The sequence below is a fragment of the Nonomuraea diastatica genome, from assembly GCF_004349015.1.
In the GTDB taxonomy this organism is placed as follows: domain Bacteria; phylum Actinomycetota; class Actinomycetes; order Streptosporangiales; family Streptosporangiaceae; genus Nonomuraea; species Nonomuraea diastatica.
Window position 1 is genome coordinate 1 of the sequence record NZ_SMKP01000019.1, and the last position, 17262, is coordinate 17262.

General features: G+C 71.8%; 16 protein-coding genes. 10 read left to right on the forward strand and 6 right to left on the reverse strand.

The genetic code is table 11. The annotated features are described in order from the left end of the window. Positions 1 to 2095: SF1B family DNA helicase RecD2 (recD2, locus tag E1294_RS09165; RefSeq protein WP_132506778.1), on the forward strand; the 2095-nt coding region annotated here is incomplete at its 5' end. Positions 2096 to 2130: 35 nt separating this feature from the next. Then, a complete protein-coding gene (locus tag E1294_RS09170; protein ID WP_132506780.1) occupies positions 2131 to 2685 on the forward strand; it encodes an RNA 2'-phosphotransferase in 555 nt (184 codons plus the stop codon). A 257-nt stretch (positions 2686 to 2942) separates the two neighbouring features. Here E1294_RS09170 and E1294_RS09175 read toward each other — a convergent pair whose 3' ends face one another. Continuing rightward, a complete protein-coding gene (locus E1294_RS09175) occupies positions 2943 to 3521 on the reverse strand; it encodes a riboflavin biosynthesis intermediates N-glycosidase (protein WP_132506782.1) in 579 nt (192 codons plus the stop codon). A gap of 450 nt (positions 3522 to 3971) precedes the next feature. On the opposite strand from E1294_RS09175, the gene E1294_RS09185 reads away from it, so the two are divergent. The 4 genes from E1294_RS09185 (at position 3972) to E1294_RS09200 (ending at position 8689) form a co-directional block, all read left to right on the forward strand. Beyond that, positions 3972 to 5324: a TrkH family potassium uptake protein gene (locus E1294_RS09185; RefSeq protein WP_132506784.1), complete on the forward strand. Its 1353-nt coding sequence runs from the start codon at positions 3972 to 3974 to the stop codon at positions 5322 to 5324. Beyond that, entirely contained in the window at positions 5317 to 5979 is a 663-nt protein-coding gene (locus tag E1294_RS09190; RefSeq protein WP_132506786.1) for a potassium channel family protein, read from the forward strand. Before E1294_RS09185 ends, E1294_RS09190 begins: the two co-directional genes overlap by 8 nt. Before the next feature lie 28 nt (positions 5980 to 6007). After that, positions 6008 to 6451: a CBS domain-containing protein gene (locus tag E1294_RS09195; RefSeq protein WP_132506788.1), complete on the forward strand. Its 444-nt coding sequence runs from the start codon at positions 6008 to 6010 to the stop codon at positions 6449 to 6451. 120 nt (positions 6452 to 6571) lie between these two features. Then, the gene (locus E1294_RS09200) at positions 6572 to 8689 is read left to right on the forward strand and encodes a DEAD/DEAH box helicase (protein ID WP_246082898.1); all 2118 of its coding nucleotides are present in this window, start codon (positions 6572 to 6574) and stop codon (positions 8687 to 8689) included. 74 nt (positions 8690 to 8763) lie between these two features. Here the strand turns inward: E1294_RS09200 and E1294_RS09205 are convergent, their stop codons facing one another. Beyond that, entirely contained in the window at positions 8764 to 9531 is a 768-nt protein-coding gene (locus tag E1294_RS09205) for a hypothetical protein (protein WP_132506790.1), read from the reverse strand. 442 nt (positions 9532 to 9973) lie between these two features. Here E1294_RS09205 and E1294_RS09215 point away from each other — a divergent pair, with 442 nt between their 5' ends. The 4 genes from E1294_RS09215 (at position 9974) to E1294_RS09230 (ending at position 13046) form a co-directional block, all read left to right on the forward strand. Further along, positions 9974 to 10942 carry a hypothetical protein gene (locus tag E1294_RS09215; protein ID WP_132506794.1) on the forward strand — a complete coding sequence of 323 codons (969 nt, stop codon included), beginning with the start codon at positions 9974 to 9976 and terminating at the stop codon, positions 10940 to 10942. A 48-nt stretch (positions 10943 to 10990) separates the two neighbouring features. After that, entirely contained in the window at positions 10991 to 11428 is a 438-nt protein-coding gene (locus tag E1294_RS09220) for a MarR family winged helix-turn-helix transcriptional regulator (protein WP_132506796.1), read from the forward strand. A gap of 78 nt (positions 11429 to 11506) precedes the next feature. Further along, entirely contained in the window at positions 11507 to 11947 is a 441-nt protein-coding gene (locus tag E1294_RS09225; protein ID WP_132506798.1) for a hypothetical protein, read from the forward strand. A 124-nt stretch (positions 11948 to 12071) separates the two neighbouring features. Then, complete coding sequence (locus E1294_RS09230; protein WP_132506800.1) at positions 12072 to 13046, forward strand: aldo/keto reductase; 975 nt, start codon at positions 12072 to 12074, stop codon at positions 13044 to 13046. A gap of 41 nt (positions 13047 to 13087) precedes the next feature. Here the strand turns inward: E1294_RS09230 and E1294_RS09235 are convergent, their stop codons facing one another. The 4 genes from E1294_RS09235 to E1294_RS09250 form a co-directional block, all read right to left on the reverse strand. Continuing rightward, positions 13088 to 13648, reverse strand: a complete 561-nt coding sequence (locus E1294_RS09235; protein WP_132506802.1) for a hypothetical protein — start codon at positions 13646 to 13648, stop codon at positions 13088 to 13090. 107 nt (positions 13649 to 13755) lie between these two features. Further along, entirely contained in the window at positions 13756 to 15405 is a 1650-nt protein-coding gene (locus tag E1294_RS09240) for an alpha-L-arabinofuranosidase C-terminal domain-containing protein (protein WP_220447635.1), read from the reverse strand. Then, positions 15402 to 16277, reverse strand: a complete 876-nt coding sequence (locus E1294_RS09245) for a carbohydrate ABC transporter permease (RefSeq protein ID WP_132506804.1) — start codon at positions 16275 to 16277, stop codon at positions 15402 to 15404. The genes E1294_RS09240 and E1294_RS09245 overlap by 4 nt, the downstream gene beginning before the upstream one ends. After that, complete coding sequence (locus E1294_RS09250) at positions 16274 to 17242, reverse strand: carbohydrate ABC transporter permease (RefSeq protein WP_132506806.1); 969 nt, start codon at positions 17240 to 17242, stop codon at positions 16274 to 16276. Before E1294_RS09250 ends, E1294_RS09245 begins: the two co-directional genes overlap by 4 nt. Positions 17243 to 17262: the final 20 nt, after the last annotated feature.

Here is a 17262-nt window from a genome sequence, read left to right on the forward strand (position 1 = left end):
CGCATACACCGTGGCGCGCATGAGCGCCGACGGCGTGCCCGACTTCGTGGCCACCGGGCGGGCGCTGGGCGGGGTGCAGCCGGGGGAGACGCTGCGGTTGTTCGGCGACTGGAGCAGGCATCCCCGCCACGGCAGGCGGTTCGCCGTGAGCGCGTGCGAGCGGGTGACGCCTTCGTCGGTCCGCGCCATCCGCATCTACCTGGGGTCGGGGCTGATCAGGGGCATCGGGCCGCGGCTGGCGTACGCGATCGTCGACCACTTCGGCGAGGCCACGCTCAAGGTGATCGACGCCGAGCCGGAGCGGCTCACCGAGGTGGTCAACATCGGGCCGCAGCGGCAGGGCCAGATCGTCCAGGCGTGGCAGGAGCAGAAGGCGATCGCCGCGCTGATGGTGACGTTGCAGGGGCTGGGGGTCGGCCCGCTGCTGGCCGCGAAGATCTACCAGGTGTTCGGGCCCGATGCCGACGAGGTCCTGGCCACCGACCCCTACCGGCTCATCGGGCGGGTCAGGGGCATCGCCTTCCGCGTCGCCGACAAGATCGCTCTGCAGTCGGGGGTGCCCGAGCGCAGCCCGCAGCGGGTCAAGGCGGCCCTGCTCGACCGGCTCGAGGCGGCGGGCAGCCGCGACGGCCACTGTTTCGTGCCCGTCGCCGCCCTGGCCAGAGAGACGGCGGAGCTGATCGAGCAGGATCAGGAGCTGGTGCGGCCGATGGTCGACGTGCTCGTGGGCGAGCGCCGGCTGGTCGTGGAGGCCGCTCCTGACCGGCCAGGGCAGGCGGTCGCCTACGCCAAGCACGTCCACGCCCGCGAGGTGGCGCTGACCGAGCAGCTCATCCGGCTGGCACGGGCCCGCTCCACGCTGCCGTTGCGCGCCTTCCGGGAGGACCCTGAGCTCCACGACGACCAGCGCGCCGCCGTCAACATGGCGCTGACCAGCACGCTTTCCCTTCTCACCGGCGGCCCGGGGTGCGGCAAGAGCCACACGGTGAAGGCCATCGCGACCACCGTCAGGGCGGCGGGCGGCACGGTGACGCTCACCGCGCCCACGGGCAAGGCGGCCAAGCGGCTGTCCGAGCTCACCGGGCTGCCGGCCATGACCGTGCACCGGATGCTCGCGCAGCAGCCCGATCCCGACCCCGAGACGCTGTTCGACGAGCGGCCGGCCCAGGCCGACCTCATCGTGGTCGACGAGGCGTCCATGCTCGACCTGCACCTGGCGACCCGGCTGACCGCGGCCGTGCCGTCCGGCAGCCATCTGCTGCTGATCGGCGACAGCGACCAGCTCCCGAGCATCGGCCCCGGCGACGTGCTGGCCGACCTGCTGCGCGTCATGGAGATCCCGCGGGTCCAGCTCACCCACGTCTTCCGGCAGGCGGGCGGCAGCGGCATCGTCGACGCCGCCCACCGCATCCGGGCCGGCCGGTTGCCGGCGGTGGGGGGCGGCTTCTGGTTCGAGGAGCTCGACGATCCCGAGCAGGTCGCCCGGCGGGTCGCCCACCTGGCGATGGTGGCGATCCCGCGCAAGCAGCAGGTAGAGCCCGACCAGGTCCAGGTGTTGTGCCCGATGCGCCGGGGCGAGACGGGCGCCGCCGCGCTCGGGCGGCTGATCCAGGACCAGCTCAACCCCGCCGCCGACGGCAAGGCCGAGCACTGGTCGGGGGCGACGGTGTTCCGGGTGGGCGACCGGGTCATGCCGATCCGCAACAACTACGACAAAGGGGTCTTCAACGGCGAGACCGCGACCGTCACCGCGGTGATCCCGGAAGAGCGGATGATCGAGATCCGCACCGACGACGGCGAGGGCGTGCGCTACGGGTTCGACGAGCTCGACGACCTGACCCATGCCTACGCGATCAGCGTGCACCGCTCGCAGGGCAGCGAATACCCGTTCGTGGTCGCGCCGATCGTGGCCGAGGCCGGGGGCATCATGTTGCGGCGCAAACTGCTCTACACGCTGGTCACCAGGGCCAAGGCGTGGGTCGTGCTGGTGGGTCAGCGCGAGGCGCTGGAGCTGGCGGTGCACCGGGTGGGCCATCGCAGGAACACCGGCCTGGCCCGCCGCCTGGCGCTCAGCCTCCAGAGCCGACGTGCCTGATGGAAAGCGGTTGACCTGCGCGGGATCATGGCGTGATGGACGAGCGTCGCCTGACACGGATCTCGAAATACCTGGCCCGGCACCTGCGGCACGACCCGCAGCGCATCGGGCTGGCGCTCGACGCCCACGGGTGGACGCCGGTCGACGGGCTGCTGCGGGCCGCCGCCGCGCACGGGTTCACGTTCACGGAGGCGGAGTTGCGGCACGTCGTCGCGGCCAACGACAAGCGGCGCTACACGATCGTGGACGGCCGCATCCGGGCCAACCAGGGGCACTCGGTGCCGGTCGATCTCGGTCTGCCCGCCGTCGTGCCGCCCGAGGTGCTCTACCACGGCACCGCGGGGCGCTTCGTGGCGGCCATCGAGGAGGAGGGGCTGCGGCCGATGGACCGGCATCACGTGCACCTGTCCCCCGATCGGGAGACCGCCACCCGGGTGGGCGGCCGCCGGGGCGTTCCCGTGGTGCTGGTGGTGGCGGCCGGGACGATGCACGCCGACGGGCACATGTTCCTGCGCAGCGCCAACGGGGTGTGGCTGGTCGACCACGTGCCGCCCGGCTACCTCCGTTTCCCCTCGGGTTCCCGGGAATGAACGGGTTTCACCGGCGTGGACGAAGCTTCCGTCCCACCCGGATGGTGAGTGCCCGGTGCGGGTCCCCATAACCAGACAGCCCCCGTATCCTCCTCGTCCCCTGCCGGGCCCTCGGGTCACGACCGCCGCCCCAGACGACGTCGCCCAGGTGGAAGCGGCCGGCCGCCGACACCACGGTCATGGCGCGGCAGTATGGCTGCGGCGTCACGGAAGGACCGTCATGGCGCGGCGGTGTGGTCGTGGCCTGGTGGGGGCGGTCAGGAGTTGCCGGCGGGGCGGAGCGCCTCGCGGGCGGCCATGAGGGCGAAGCCGAGCAGGTTGAGGCCCTGCCACGTCGCTGGTGAGGCGGCGCGCTCGTCGGTGGCCGCCAGGCCGATGCCCCACACCCGGTCGAGCGGGCTGGCCTCCACCAGCACCCGGTTCGACGTACCCAGCAGGAACGCCGCCAGCTCCGCGTGCTGCCCGAACTTGGCGATGTTCCCCCGCACCACGATGCCGTGGCGGTGCGTGTCCCACGTCGCCTCATCGAAGCCGCGCACAGTGCGGCCGAGGGCTTTGGCCTCCCCCGGGTGGCCGGCTGCGAGGATCTTGGCGGCGCTCCCCTCGTCCCCGAACAACCACGCCTTGTGCGCCATCATGTAGTGCTCGGCCGAGGCGAACGTGTGACCGTCCTCGTGGAAGGTGACCGGCCACCACTGGCTGAGGCACCCCGGGCCCGGGCCGCCGTCGCGGGCCGGCCGGTGGCCCCAGAAGAAGAGGAACTTGAGTGGCCGACCGGCGCGTTCCGCGGCGATCGCCTCGTCGACGGTCATCGGCAGGGGAGTTTCGTCCGGCATGGCCCTAACCTACGGGACCCCGGCCCTCGCCGACCCGTCTGAGGCGGGCGGAGACCTCCCGCAGCACCGTCAGCAGTTCCGGCGGATCCAGCACCTCGAAGTCGAAGCCCTTCACCGCCGACGTGGACGGCGAGCTCGTCCAGCGAGTTGGAGCCCGCGAGGAAGACGCAGGTGTGCTCGTTCACCGGCTCCAGCCGTCCCGCCCCAGGCGAGGTGCGGGGCCCCGCCGGGGCCTGATGCGGTCCACCCGGAACGTGCGCCAGTTGGACGGGGGCCATGATCCACTCAAGTGACGCGAGCCGTGTTCACGGGCGGGCGGCTCTGGTGCGCCTGCGTCCCGGAAGGCTGTTACCGTAGTGCGCTGTGAGCAGGGAAGTCCCGTCGGCTTCGACTGCCTGCTGAGGGTTCCCTAGGGGCGTTCACGATGCGTGACATGCGGGGCGGCGATCGATGATGAGCGCGACGCTGCCGTTTCCAGCCAGATTCCGGCATCCCGCCCAGCTCGTGGTCGCCGCGTTCGGCCTGGCCGTAGCCGCCGGCGCCACCCTGCTCTCGCTGCCGATCGCCACCGCCGAAGGCGAGGCCACGGACACCGTGGTCGCGCTGTTCACCGCCGCCTCGGCCGTCTGCGTCACCGGGCTGGCCGTCGTCGACACCGCGTCGCACTGGTCGACGTTCGGCGAAGTGGTGATCGCCGGGCTGTCCCAGGTGGGCGGCCTGGGCATCATGACGCTGGCCACCCTGGTCACCCTGCACGTCTCCGGCCGGCTGGGGCTGCGGGCCCCGATCGCCGGCCAGACGGAGACCAAGACGCTGAGCATGAGCGATGTGCGCGCCCTGGTGCGCAAGGTCCTCCTCTTCAGCCTGGTCTGCGAGGCCGTCGCCGCCGTCCTGCTCACCGGCCGCTTCGTCATCGGCTACGGCGAGTCCTTAGGCCGCGCCGCCTACCTCGGTGCCTTCCACGCGATCTCGGCCTTCAGCAGCTCCGGGTTCGTGCTCTGGCCGGACAACTTCACCCGGTTCGTCGCCGACCCGTGGATCTGCCTGACCATCGCGACCGCGGCCATCGTCGGCGGGCTGGGCTTCCCCGTGGTGTTCGAGCTGGTCCGGTCATGGCGGCATCCCAGCGGATGGACGGTGCTGACCAGGATCACCATCGCGGTGACCGTGACGTTATTGCTGTTCGGCACGCTCGTCTTCCTGGCCACCGAATGGCGCAACCCCCGGACGTTCGGCCCGCTCGATGTCGGCGGCAAGCTGCTGGCCGCCTTCTTCACGTCGGTGATGCCGCGCTCGGCCGGGTTCAACGTCGTGGACATCGGGCAGATGTACCCATCGAGCTGGCTGGCCACCGACCTGCTGATGTTCATCGGCGGCGGCAGCGCCGGCACCGCGGGCGGCATCAAGGTGACCACGATCGGGATGCTCGCCTTCATCGTCTGGGCCGAGCTTCGCGGGGAGAGCAGGGTGAACATCGGTCACCGGCGGCTTCCCGAGACCACGCAGCGCCAGTTGGTCACGATCACGATGATGGGCGTCGCGCTCGTGACCGTGTCGACGTACGCGCTGCTCGCGCTCACCCCCCACAGGCTGGACCAGGTACTGTTCGAGGTGATCTCGGCGTTCGGCACGGCGGGACTTTCCACCGGCATCACCCCCGCGGTCGGCACGGCCGGGCACCTGCTGCTGACGGTGCTCATGTTCATCGGCCGGATCGGCCCCCTCACCCTGGGCTCCGCCCTGGCACTCAACAGGCGCGCCCGCCACTACGAGCTACCCGAGGAGCGAGTCATCGTTGGCTGAGTACAAAGGCGACCCCGTCGTCGTCATCGGCTTGGGGCGATTCGGCACGTCCCTGGCGCTGGAGCTCACCCGGCGCGGCACCGAGGTGCTGGCCATCGACAGCCGGCCCAAGATCACACAGAGCCTGGCAGGGCGGATCACCCAGATCGCGACCGCCGACGCCACCGACATCGAAGCGCTGCGCCAGCTCGGCGTGTCCGACTTCTACCAGGCGGTGGTGGCCGTGGGCAGCGACATCGAGGCCAGCATCCTGACCACGTCGCTGCTGGTCGAACTGGAGATCAACGACATCTGGGCCAAGGCCATCAGCACCCAGCACGGGCGCATTCTCAGCCGCATCGGCGCCCACCACGTCGTCTTCCCCGAGCACGACATGGGCGAGCGGGTGGCCCACCTGGTCAGCGGCCGGATGCTCGACTACATGCAGGTGGACGAGGACTTCGCGCTGGCCAAGACCACACCGCCCAAGGAATATGTCGGCATCCCGCTCGGCCAGTCCAACCTGCGCCGGAAATACGGGGTCACCATCGTGGCCGTCAAGCCCTCCGGCGAGGAGTTCACCTACGCCACCGCCGAGACCGAGCTGTCCTACGGCGACGTGGTCCTCGTCTCGGGCCGCACCGAACAGGTCGAACGCTTCGCGGAGCTGCCATGAGGGCTAGGCTCGTGCAGCGGAGGTCATGATGCGCACACGCGATCTCATCGTCGAGTTCCCCACCGTCACCATGGACACCCCGGCGCTGGAGGCGGCCAGGCTGCTGGCCGAACGCGACCTGCCTGGGCTCATCCTGGTCGACGACGCCGGGCTGCCGGTCTGCATCCTGCCCGGCACGCAGGTGCTGCGCCTGGCGGTGCCCGCCTACTGCCGGGAGGATCCGGCGCTGGCCCGGGTGGTCGACGAGGCCCACGCCGACCTGTTCCTGCGGCAGCTCGGGGGGCGCACCGTCCGCGAGTGCCTGCCCGAGCAGTCGCGCGAGCTGCCGGTGGCCGACATGACGGCGACCGTGCTGGAGCTTGCGGCGCTGATGGCGCGCACGCGCAGCCCGCTGGTGGCCGTCGTGGACGACGGACGGCTGGCCGGCGCGGTCACCCTGCAGTCCCTCCTCGACCGCGCCCTCGAACTGTGACCCGCTCCCACCTGGCGTCCTGTGCCGGAGCCTGACCCGTACGGTGACCGGCGCGCTCCGGGCGCCGCTCTGGGCGGGCCGTTACACGGTCGCAACCTCGGCCACGGCATCCTAGGTCCAGTGGAACTCCATGACGCGGACCGTCTGCTCGCCGCCGCACGCGCGCTGCTGGGTGAGCACGCCGTCGTGCACCGGCAGGCCGCCGCCGCCCTCGACAAGGTGCGCCTCGACGCGGCCAGGGCGCAGCTGGAGTCGGTCCCGGTCTCCCGCCTGAAAGACGTCACCGACGGCCGCCTGCGCGTCGCCACCCTGGAGAAGGCCGGTTACACCACCGTGCGGCAGGTGCTGGACGCCTCGGCGTACCGGCTGCAGTTACTTCCGGGAATCGGCGCGCGGACGGCGGGCCACATCCACGCGGCCGCCCGGCAGATCGAGCGGGCGGCGGCCGACGCCGCAAGCGTCCGCATCGACGTCGAGCACCACGACCAGCCGGTCACCGACCTCGTGACCGCCCTGCACCGCCTGGTGCGGGTGGGCCCCGACCTGCCCCGGGCCGTCGCGGCCGCCCGCGACCTGGACGGGCGGCTGGGGCCGCTGCTGGCCGCGGCCCGGCCCGCGCGCAGCCGCCTGCGCATGTGGTTCACGCTGCCCAAGCGGCGGCAGCGGGCACGCGACGCGCTGGCCGAGATCTCCGGGCTGCTCGACGCCTCAGCGGAGACGCCGTTGCTGCTCGCCCAGGTCACCACCGACCTGCTGCGCCCGCCCGCGTCCGAGCTGGAGGCGTGGGCGGACTTCGAGTCCCGCTCCCCCGAATACTTCGGCCTGCTGACCGACCTCGCCGGGGAGCCCCTGCCCACAGGCGAGACCGCGCTGCCCGGCGACCTGGCGGCCAAGGTCGGCGGGCAGCCGCTCGACGACACCTACCGCCGGGTATCGCTCCGCGGCTACCAGGCGTTCGGCGCCCGCTTCGCCCTCGCCCAGGAACGGGTGATCATCGGCGACGAGATGGGCCTGGGCAAGTCGATCGAGGCCATCGCCGTCATGGCGCACCTCAGGGCGAAGGGGGCGACACATTTCCTGGTGGTGTGCCCCACGAGCGTGCTGATCAACTGGGTGCGGGAGATCGAGTCGCGCAGCACCCTGCGAGCCCATCCGCTGCACGGGCCCGACCGGCTCGCGGCCCAGCAGGAGTGGGAGCGGCAGGGCGGCGTCGCCGTGGCCACCCTCGACAGCCTCCACCGGCTCGGCACGAAGGCCGTGCCCGGCCTGCTCGTCGTGGACGAGGCCCACTACGTGAAGAACCCGCAGGCCAAGCGGTCCCAGGCGGTCGCCTCGTGGTGCCGGCGCGTCGACCGGGTGCTCTTCCTGACCGGCACGCCGATGGAGAACCGCGTGGAGGAGTTCCGCGTGCTGGTCTCCTACCTGCGGCCCGAGCTGGCCGCCGGCCTGCGCAACAGCGACATGGTGGCGGGCGCGCAGGCGTTCAGGAAGGCGGTCGCGCCCGTCTACTTGAGGCGCAACCAGCAGGACGTGCTGGCCGAGCTGCCCGACCGGGTCCATGCGGACGAGTGGGTGGAGTTCAGCGGCTCCGACTTCGCGGCCTACCGGCAGGCCGTGTCCGACGGCAACTTCATGGCCATGCGCCGCGCCGCCTACGCCGAGCCCTCCACCTCGGCCAAGCTGAAGCGCCTGCTCGAACTCGTCGAGGACGCCGAGGCCAACGGGCTCAAGGTGGTCGTCTTCTCCTACTTCCGCGCGGTGCTCGCCTGCGTACGGGCGGAGCTGAACGGCCGCGCGCACGGGCCGCTGTCGGGCGACGTCGGGGCGGTGCGCCGGCAGCAGGTGGTCGACGAGTTCTCCGCGGCCACGGGACACGCGGTGCTGCTCAGCCAGGTGCAGGCGGGCGGGGTGGGGCTCAACCTTCAGACGGCCTCCGTCGTGATCCTGTGCGAGCCCCAGGTCAAGCCGAGCATGGAGACTCAGGCGATCGGCCGCGCCCACCGGATGGGGCAGGTGCGCAAGGTGCAGGTGCACCGGCTGCTCACGGTCGACTCGGTCGACCAGCGCATGCTCGACATCCTGCGCCGCAAGTCGCGGCTCTTCGACGCCTACGCCCGGCGCAGCGACCTGGCCGAGTCGGCGGCCGACGCGGTGGACATCTCGGAGCAGGCGCTGGCCCGGCAGGTGGTCGAGGAGGAGCAGCGCCGCCTGCTCGACCACGGCGACGGCCCCGGATGAGACGCCGAGGGCGCGGTCCACACCGGCGCCCCCGCGCCAACCCGATCGGCGCGACCCGGAAGTGAGCCCGCCGCTCAGCGGCCGAGCCGTGCCTTCGCGACCGGCACCAGCACCTGGCCGGTGACGAACTCGCTCCACAACCCGAAGGTCAGCGCCGATCCGGGCTTGGCCGTGGTCTCCACGAAGCCGACGGTGCGGCCGTGGTGCTCACGGGTGGCGCCGAACGACAACCGGAACCTGGTGGTGCCGGCTCGCTCCTGGGGCGGGGTGTCGTTCGGCGGCAGGATCTCGTCCAGCGCCCACCGGTAGTCCTTCCGGTACGGGCGCGACACACGTTCCAGGGTCTGCTTGAGCACCACTCCGGTGGAGGGCAACACGACCAGCACGCCGGGCGAGCGGCCGATCCGGGTGTTGAAGGCGAGCACCTCGCGCGGCTCCCCGGTGGCGTACTCGGCCAGCCCGGTGCCCACCTGGGAGCCGTCCGGGCAGGCGGTCGCGCCCTTCTCCTCGATCAGGGCGCGGTCGCAGGTGGGGAAGGCGTCCGGGTTGAAGCGCACCGACCGGTCGAACAGGAACACGAACCGCCTGGCGCCCGCGGGCACCTGCCCGGTTGCGGCACGGCTGCGCCGGTCCCAGGCGAGCGTCACGCCGCGGCCCGGACCGGCGGTCGCCGTCACCGACAGGGAGTCGAGGTTGCGGGTGCCCTCGACGTCCGCCTCGTAGGGCCGCTGCGGACCGCCGGGCGCGGGGTCGGCAGGGGCTTGGGCGGCGGAGGCGGGCGCTCCGAGAGCGGGGAAGGACACGAGCGCGGTCAGAGCGGCCAGCACGATCTTCGCTTTCATGAAGTTCTCCAAGGGGATCGATCAACGTCGCGGTGGTCACTCAACCAGCGGGCACCGAAAGATCAGGTAAAGCGGGTGATGTGACTTCCAGCATTTTCGAAGCGTCGGGGGGTGTTGCTAGCGTTCTCGGCCGGTGGTGACGACGTGACGGGAAGACCAGATGGCGCAGTGGCCGGGAGGACCCCAGGATCGATTTCGGCACGCCGGGCCGCCACCGCGCCGAGGCGGCCCGCCCATGGGGCCACCGCACGGTGGCCCACCCGGGCCCGTGGGGCCGGGCGGGCCGCCCGGCCCCACGGGGTCGCCTCCTGGCGGCAACCCGCCAGGGCGCATGGGGCCACCGCATCGTGGTGGCCCGCCGGGGCCCATGCCGCCGCCCTACCAGGGCGGGCCGCCCGGGCCCATGCCCCCTCCCCCGCCACCGCCGCGGAAGCGGGGCGGGATGATCGCCCTCGCGGCGGTTCTCGCGTTCGTCGTGGTGCTCGGCCTGGGCGGCGGATGGTTGGTGTGGCAGAACTCCGGCGACGGCGGCGACGCGGCCGCGGCGGGCGACCCGGACACCCTCAACGTGCTGAAGAAGGGCCGGCTGACCGCCGCGGACGTGAGCACGGTCGATCCCACGGCGCTGTTCTACGCCGGCTTCAAGCAGATGGTCACGCAGCCGCTCCTGCACCTCACGCAGGAGTCGTACACCGAGGAGGCCGAATACCGGCAGGGCGAGCCCGGCTACGTGTGGGAGAGCGGATTCGACTACCGGACCAAGAAGTTCCGGATGGCGTGGGGGTCGGCCGACGCGGAGGACCCGATCACGGTCTGCCGCGACGGCGCGTCGTACGGCTTCAGCTACTCCCTCAAGAGGTGGGACGGCCCCGACACGGGTGACTCCCTCTGCAGGCTCAAGAGCGCCTATCGCTACATCTCCGACGGCATCTCCACGGGCGGCATGACGCAGGCCCAGGCCGACCGGTGGATCAAAGAGCTCCAGAACGACTACAAGGGGTTCGTCAAGCCGGGCGAGCTACGGCTGACCGAGGTCAAGGGCAGGCAGTATCTCCGGCTCGTCGTGGGCTACACGCCGGTCAAGCGCGCCGACGACATGTACTACGGCGGCCAGTCGCTCATGTGGTCGTTCAAGAAGACGGGCCTGGACCCGCAGAGCCATCCGTACTCCTACACCGGCGGGATGGGCACCGGTTTCCACGCGGTCTACTACCTCGACCCGGGCTCGCTGCTGACCGCCTACTCCGAGGTCGAGGTGACGCCCGCCCTCGGCAAGGACGGCCGGCCGCGCGAGGACGGCGACTTCTACAAGGTCCGCGTCGAATACCACCACCCCGCCCGGCTGCCGGCCATGAAGCCCGAGGGCAGTCCCGCGCGGCCCGAGCTCACCTGGCCGCGGGACAAGGCGTGATCCGGCGTACGCGGACGTCCCCGTGCCGCGCTGCGGGAAACTGAAGGGGTGACCGCCGAGAACGACCGTCCCAGACCGCCCGTGACCAGCCCCTCCATCGTCCTGCTCACGCTGGCCCGCCGCATCGAGAACGAGCTGGGCGCCGCCCTGGCGCCGCTCGAGCTGACGGTCGGCCGGCTGGGGCTGCTGGGCCACATCGCCGGGATGCCCGGGGTGTCGTTCAGCGAGCTGGCCCGGATGTCGGGCACCACGGTGCAGAGCGTGCACACGGCGGTGAAGGCGCTGGCCGCCGCCGGGCTGGTGCGCGACCGGACCGCCCGGGCCGGGTCGGCCTCGGCCATCGAGGTCACGGCCGAGGGGGCGCGGCTGCTCGACGCGGCGCGGGAGGTGGTGGCGCGGGTGGACGACCTGCTGTTCGGCCCGGCGGCCGACCCGATCCAGCGCCAGGTCGGCGACGCGGTGCGGACGGCGTTCGGCGCGGGCTGATCTCCCTACCTTCAGGGCCCTTGAAGCTTGCATGCTAAGCTTCAGCCCACCTGAAGGTTAACGGCGTCTGGAGGATCGGTGGAGGATCTGCTGCTGTCGGTGCACGTGCTGGCCGGCTTCTTGTTCGTCGGGGGGACGGCCGTGGCCGCGAGCCTGTTCCCGCGGTACGCGCCGGTCGCCGGAGCGACGGAGGACGGCGAGCGCAGCAGGGCCGTGGCCGCCGCGCTCCACCGCGTCAGCCGCGGCTACGGCATCGCCGCCGTCCTGGTGCCCGCGGCCGGCATCGTGCTGGCCATCATCCAGGGCAGGGTGAGCGAGACGTGGCTGGTCGCCTCCATGGTGCTGACCCTCGCCGCGGGCTGCCTGCTGGCCCTGCTGATCGTCCCTCGCCAGCGGGCCGCGCTGGCCGAGCCCGGCGAGCCGGCGGCGCTGCGCACGCTCAGCATGCTCACCGGCGGCTACAACCTGCTGTGGGCGATCGTGGTCATCCTGATGATCGTCCAGCCGGGAGCCGGTTGACATGACGGTGCCCGCCGGCCACGCCACGCTCGCGCGACACGCGTGGCGGCGGACAAGGGGGAAGAAGTGCTTAACTTGGCTACCTAAAACGTTTCATTGATCTGCGTCACCCGGAAGGACACCCTTGGACTACGAACGCCAGCCGTACAGAAGGTGCGGCCGCAGCGGTCTCCTGCTCCCCGCCGTGTCGCTCGGCCTGTGGCACAACTTCGGCGGAGGCAAGCCGCTCGACAGCCAGCGCACGATCTTGCATAAGGCGCTCGACCTCGGCATCACCCACTTCGACATCGCCGACAGGTACGGCCCGCCGCTGGGGGCCGCCGAGTCCACGTTCGGCCGGATCTTCCCCCGGTCGATGCGCGACGAGGTTGTGGTCACGACCAAGGGCAGCAACCCCATGTGGGACGGCCCGTACGGCAAGGGCAACTCCCGCAAGCACCTGCTCGCCACCCTCGACCGGTCGCTGGAGCGGCTCGGCCTCGACTTCGTCGACATCTTCTACCTGCACCGCGACGACCCCGACACTCCGCTCGAAGAGCAGGTGTCCGCGCTCGACCACATGGTCCGCACCGGGCGCGTGCTCTACGTCGGCGTCTCCAACTTCTCCCCCGAGCGCACCGCCCAGGCCGCCCGCCTGCTGCGCCGGCTCGGCACACCGCTCCTGGTGCACCAGCCGTCCTACTCCCTGCTCAACCGGGGCATCGAGGACTCGTTGCTGGGGGTGCTCGAGGAGCAGGGCGTCGGCTGCGTGGTCTACTCGCCGCTGGCGCAGGGCCTGCTGACCGACCGCTACCTCGACGGCATCCCCGCCGACTCGCGCGCCGCCGAGGGGCGTTTCCTCACGGCCGACCGGGTGACGCCGGAGGTGCTGGCGTTCGTGCGCTCGCTGTCCGAACTGGCCGAGGCGCGCGGCCAGACGGTGGCCCAGCTCGCGCTCGCCTGGGCGCTGCGTGACCCGCGCATCACCTCGGTGCTCGTGGGCGCGTCCAGCCCCGAGCAGCTGGAGGCGAACGTGGCCGCCGTCGACCACCTCGACTTCACCTATGAGGAGCTGGCGGCCATCGACCGCGCCGCCAAGGAGTCCGGCGTCGCGGCATAGCGCGGCGCCCCCGGCGAGCCGGCCGGCGCCGCCTGTGATGCTCAGCCGGCCGGCGGCCCGCCGTCCCTCCGGTCGAGACGCTGGTAGAGGCCGTACACGAAGCGGGCACGGTACGCCGTGCCCGCGTGGGCGAACTCGACCGACCAGTGGTGCGGCGCCTGCCCCTCGACCGAGGTGGCCCCCGGGAAACTCGTGCCCACGTCGGCGACGACGCACGTCCAGGGGGTGAGGTCCGCGAAGGCCAGCCGCACGCCGCCGCGGGGCCGGACGAACCACTGGTTCCAGACCTCGCCCCCGGGCCCCGTGAGCACCTCGAACTCCAGGCCCGGCCACGCCGGCAGGGCCCACCGGTGCACGTCGCAGGTCAGGCTGCCGAACGCGCGCGGGCCCGTGTGGTGGGGCCGGCCGAGCGCCATCCGGAACACCGCCGCTCCCTTGGGGGCTCGGGCTGCGTGGGACAGACGCGTCCAGTGGGTGTGCGCGGCGCGTACCTCGGCTCTGGACGCGCCCATGGCGGCGAGCGCGTCCTCCACCCGGCCGGCGTTGAGGTCGCGCATCCGGTGCATCAGGGCCAGCTCGAACTCACGCACCCGGAACCGCATGGCCCCAGCCTGCCAGAGGCTCGCCGCGCTACGGCTCCCTGGCCGCCGTGCCCCGTCGATGGCCTCGTGGCCGGTCACCGTTTGCTGTTCCTCCTGAGGGGTGTTCGTCAGAGGGCGAGCACGGTCACCGAGTGCGGGCCCACGGCCCACGTGCCGTCGCTCGCCTCGACCTGCCCCAGATCGCGCACCGCGACCGTGTCCGGCGCCCCAAGGGTGTTGGCGGCGTGCAGGTCGCCGGTCCCGAGGGTGCGGACCCGCGCACTCACGGGGGTGTCGCCGGCGGCGCCGTCGAGGACGATCCGCAGGCGCACGGTCTCGTCGCGGTGCCGGTTGACGACCGCGACCCGCACGGAGCCGTCATCGGCGCGGGTGGCTGACACGTCGATGTAGGGGACGGTCATGGGCGCGGTGAGCAGCCGTCCGTCCGGGCCGCGGTTGTCTCCGAGCCGGACCGCCGCCGACCGCGCCGGGCCGTCCACCCGCGACGGCAGCACGGTCGGGCCCGTGTGGTGCCGGTAGAGGTGCCAGACGTGGTAGATGGCCGAGCGCAGGGCGCCGCCGGGACGGGCGACGATCACGCCGTTGGCGTTGACCAGGTTCACCGGGTTGGCCATGCTCACGGGCGCCGGCAGGCCCGCGGTGCGGTGGATGGCGTGGAACACCCCGGCGTAGAAGACGAGGTCGCCGACCGTCCGCGGGCTCCACCGGTTCACCCGTACGGGGCGCGGCCGATCAGCGGGCGTCACGTCGGAGATCTCGCGCGGGGCGATGCCGCCGTCGTCGCCGGGGAGCGGGTCCGGCCAGGCCGCGGGCTCCAGGTGGCGCATGTTCCACTCGTCGAGGGCGAGCGCGGGCGGGCGGTCCAGCCCGGCCTCCGCGGCGAGCGTGGTGACCAGCTGGGAGTAGGCGTGGATCTCCCGCTCGAAGTAGAGGGACTGGGCGACGACGTCGTCGTAGTCGTCTCCGGTCCACAGGTGGGTGCTGGCGCCGTACAGGTGGAGGGACAGGTAGTCGAGCAGGTGGCCCGCCTGCCGCATCAGCGGGAGCGTCCACTGTTCCTGTTGCCAGGGGATGCCGACGCCGATCAGGCGAATCTCCGGGTCGACCAGGCGCATGAACCTGGCGTGCTCGCGGGCCGCGGCGGCGTACTCCTCGGCCGGGCGGTGACCCATCTGCCACGGGCCGTAGACCTCGTTCCCCACGCCCCAGTACTTCACCTTCCACGGCTCGGCGCGCCCGTTGCGGGCGCGCCGGCCGGTGAGCGCGGTCTCCTGGGCGGCATTGGTGTACTCGACCCAGCGCACCGCCTCGTCGACGTCCCGGCAGGAATGCACCAGGTACGGCTCCGCGCCCACGGCCTCGCACCAGGCCAGGAACTCGTCGGTGCCGAAGCGGTTGGACTCCAGCCCGCCCCAGGCCAGCTCCAGACGGCGGGGCCGGGTGTCGCGCGGGCCGACGCCGTCCTCCCAGTGGTAGGCGGAGGTGAAGTTGCCGCCCGGCCAGCGGATGGGGCCGGGGGCCAGCTCGCGGCAGAGCTCCAGCACGTCGGCGCGCACGCCGCGGAGCGGGCCGGGCTCGTCGATGGACAGCGGCGACCCTTCGTCGAACACCCCGCCCTCGATGTTGCCGAAGAAGGCGGACTCCAGGAAGTGGCCGTAGACATCGTCGTCGAGCCGGCCCGCCGGGTGGCGGGTGTCGATCGTCACGAGCGCCTCACGGGCGGGGACGGGCATGTCAGGGATCTCCGTTCCGGTCATTGCTTCACCGCTCCCGCGATGCTGTCGACGAACTTGCGCTGGAGCACGACGAAGACGGCGATCACCGGGATCAGCGAGATGACCGCCGCCGCGGCCATGCCCGACCAGTCGGTGCCCTGTTCTCCGACGAAGACGGTCATGCCCACGGCCAGCGTCCGCAGGCTGGGCTCGCTGAGCGTGAACACCAGCGGCAGGAGGTAGACGTTCCAGGCGAACAGGAACGTGAGGATGACCACCGTGGCGGTGATCGGCGAGGCGAGCGGGAGCATCACGCGGAAGAAGACCGTGAAATGTCCGGCGCCGTCCAGGCGCGCGGTCTCCTCCAGCTCCTTCGGCAGCCGCCGGAAATATCCCGCGTAGAGCAGGGTCGAGGCGATCTGCCCGCCCGCGCCCAGCCCGAGGATCACGCCGGCGTGCGTGTTGAGCAGGCCGAGCTGGTCGGTCAGCTGGGTGATCGGGATGATCGTGTACCCCTCGGGGAGGAAGAAGGTGACCAGGAACACCCCGATGAGCGGCTTCTTGCCGACGAAGTCGAAACGCCCGAGCACGTACCCCGCCAGAGCGCTGCGCACGACGACGAGCAGCACGGTGCCCACGGTGATGATGAGCGTGTTGACGAAGTACGTGGCGAAGCCCACCTCGTTCCAGGCCCGGGCGTAGTTCTCCCAGACCGGCTGCTCGGGCAGCAGGGCGAGCCCGCGGCCGAAGATCTCGGGCGAGGACTTCAGCGACGCCGAGACGAGCCAGGCGAACGGGTAGACCCACAGGCCTCCGAGAACGAGCAGCAGGACGACCGTCACCACCTGACCCGGGCTGGGACGGCGGAGCAGGCGGGCGCGCCAGGTCAGGCCGGCCTGCGCGGTCGCCGTCATGACGCGCCGGTCCTTCCTCTGGCCCAGCGCATGCCCACGGCCTGGGCGATCGCGAAGCCCATGGTCAGCAGCCCGAACAGCACCGCCGCCGCCGACGCGTAACCCAGTTGGGGAACAGTGGCCTGGAAGGCCGTACGGAAGATGAAGATCTCGATCACCTCGGATGAGAAGGACGGGCCCCCGCCGGTGAGGGTCTGCATCAGGTCGAAGACGTTGAACGCGGCCACCGTGTCGATCAGAGTGATGATCACGAGGAACGGCACGAGCAGCGGCATCGTCACGTGGCGGAACTCCGCCCAGGCGCCGGCGCCGTCGATCATCGCGGCCTCGTGCACCCCCTGCGGGATCGTCTGCAGCGCGGCGAGCCAGTAGATCAGCGTGATGCCCAGCCACTTCCACACCCACACGGCGATCCCGGCGTAGAGCGAAGTGCCGGCGCCGGCCGCGAAATTCGCCGGCGAGTCGATCAGCCCCGACCAGACCAGCGCCAGGCTCACCGGGCCGCTCGCGTCGAGCAGCAGGGTGAACACGACGCCGACGATGGCTCCCGTGGTGACGACGGGCAGGAAGAACAGGGTACGGAAGAAGCCCTTGAACGGCGTCTTCTTCCGGTTCAGCACGAGCGCCAGCGCCAGCGCCAGCCCCACCCGCAGGGGTACGGCGAACACCAGGAACACGATCGAGTTCCAGAACGCGTTCCAGAAGAGGTCGTCCCCGATCAGCCGCTCGAAGTTCTCGACGCCGACGAAGGTGCCGGCGGTCGCGAAGCCCGGCCAGTCGAGCAGGGCGAACCACCACGAGGCCAGCAGGGGGTAGACGGTGTAGGCGCCGTAGCCGAGGAGGGTCGGGAGCAGGAATAGGTAGATCCACCAGTCCTGCCGCAGGCGGCGTAGCAGGCCGCGCCCGCCGCGGTCCCGCGCGGGCGCCACGGCCGGACGTTCGCGCCGCCGGATTGTCGTTGTCATCGCGCTCCTGTTCGCAGGCG

Coding starts and splice junctions, on each gene's coding strand:
- E1294_RS09195 (WP_132506788.1), top strand. CDS start 6,008: ATGCGCACACGCGATCTCATCGTCGAGTTCCCCACCGTCACCATGGAC.
- E1294_RS09235 (WP_132506802.1), bottom strand. CDS start 13,648: ATGCGGTTCCGGGTGCGTGAGTTCGAGCTGGCCCTGATGCACCGGATG.
- E1294_RS09250 (WP_132506806.1), bottom strand. CDS start 17,242: ATGACAACGACAATCCGGCGGCGCGAACGTCCGGCCGTGGCGCCCGCG.
- E1294_RS09175 (WP_132506782.1), bottom strand. CDS start 3,521: ATGCCGGACGAAACTCCCCTGCCGATGACCGTCGACGAGGCGATCGCC.
- E1294_RS09215 (WP_132506794.1), top strand. CDS start 9,974: ATGATCGCCCTCGCGGCGGTTCTCGCGTTCGTCGTGGTGCTCGGCCTG.
- E1294_RS09170 (WP_132506780.1), top strand. CDS start 2,131: ATGGACGAGCGTCGCCTGACACGGATCTCGAAATACCTGGCCCGGCAC.
- E1294_RS09245 (WP_132506804.1), bottom strand. CDS start 16,277: ATGACGGCGACCGCGCAGGCCGGCCTGACCTGGCGCGCCCGCCTGCTC.
- E1294_RS09185 (WP_132506784.1), top strand. CDS start 3,972: ATGATGAGCGCGACGCTGCCGTTTCCAGCCAGATTCCGGCATCCCGCC.
- E1294_RS09240 (WP_220447635.1), bottom strand. CDS start 15,405: ATGACCGGAACGGAGATCCCTGACATGCCCGTCCCCGCCCGTGAGGCG.
- E1294_RS09205 (WP_132506790.1), bottom strand. CDS start 9,531: ATGAAAGCGAAGATCGTGCTGGCCGCTCTGACCGCGCTCGTGTCCTTC.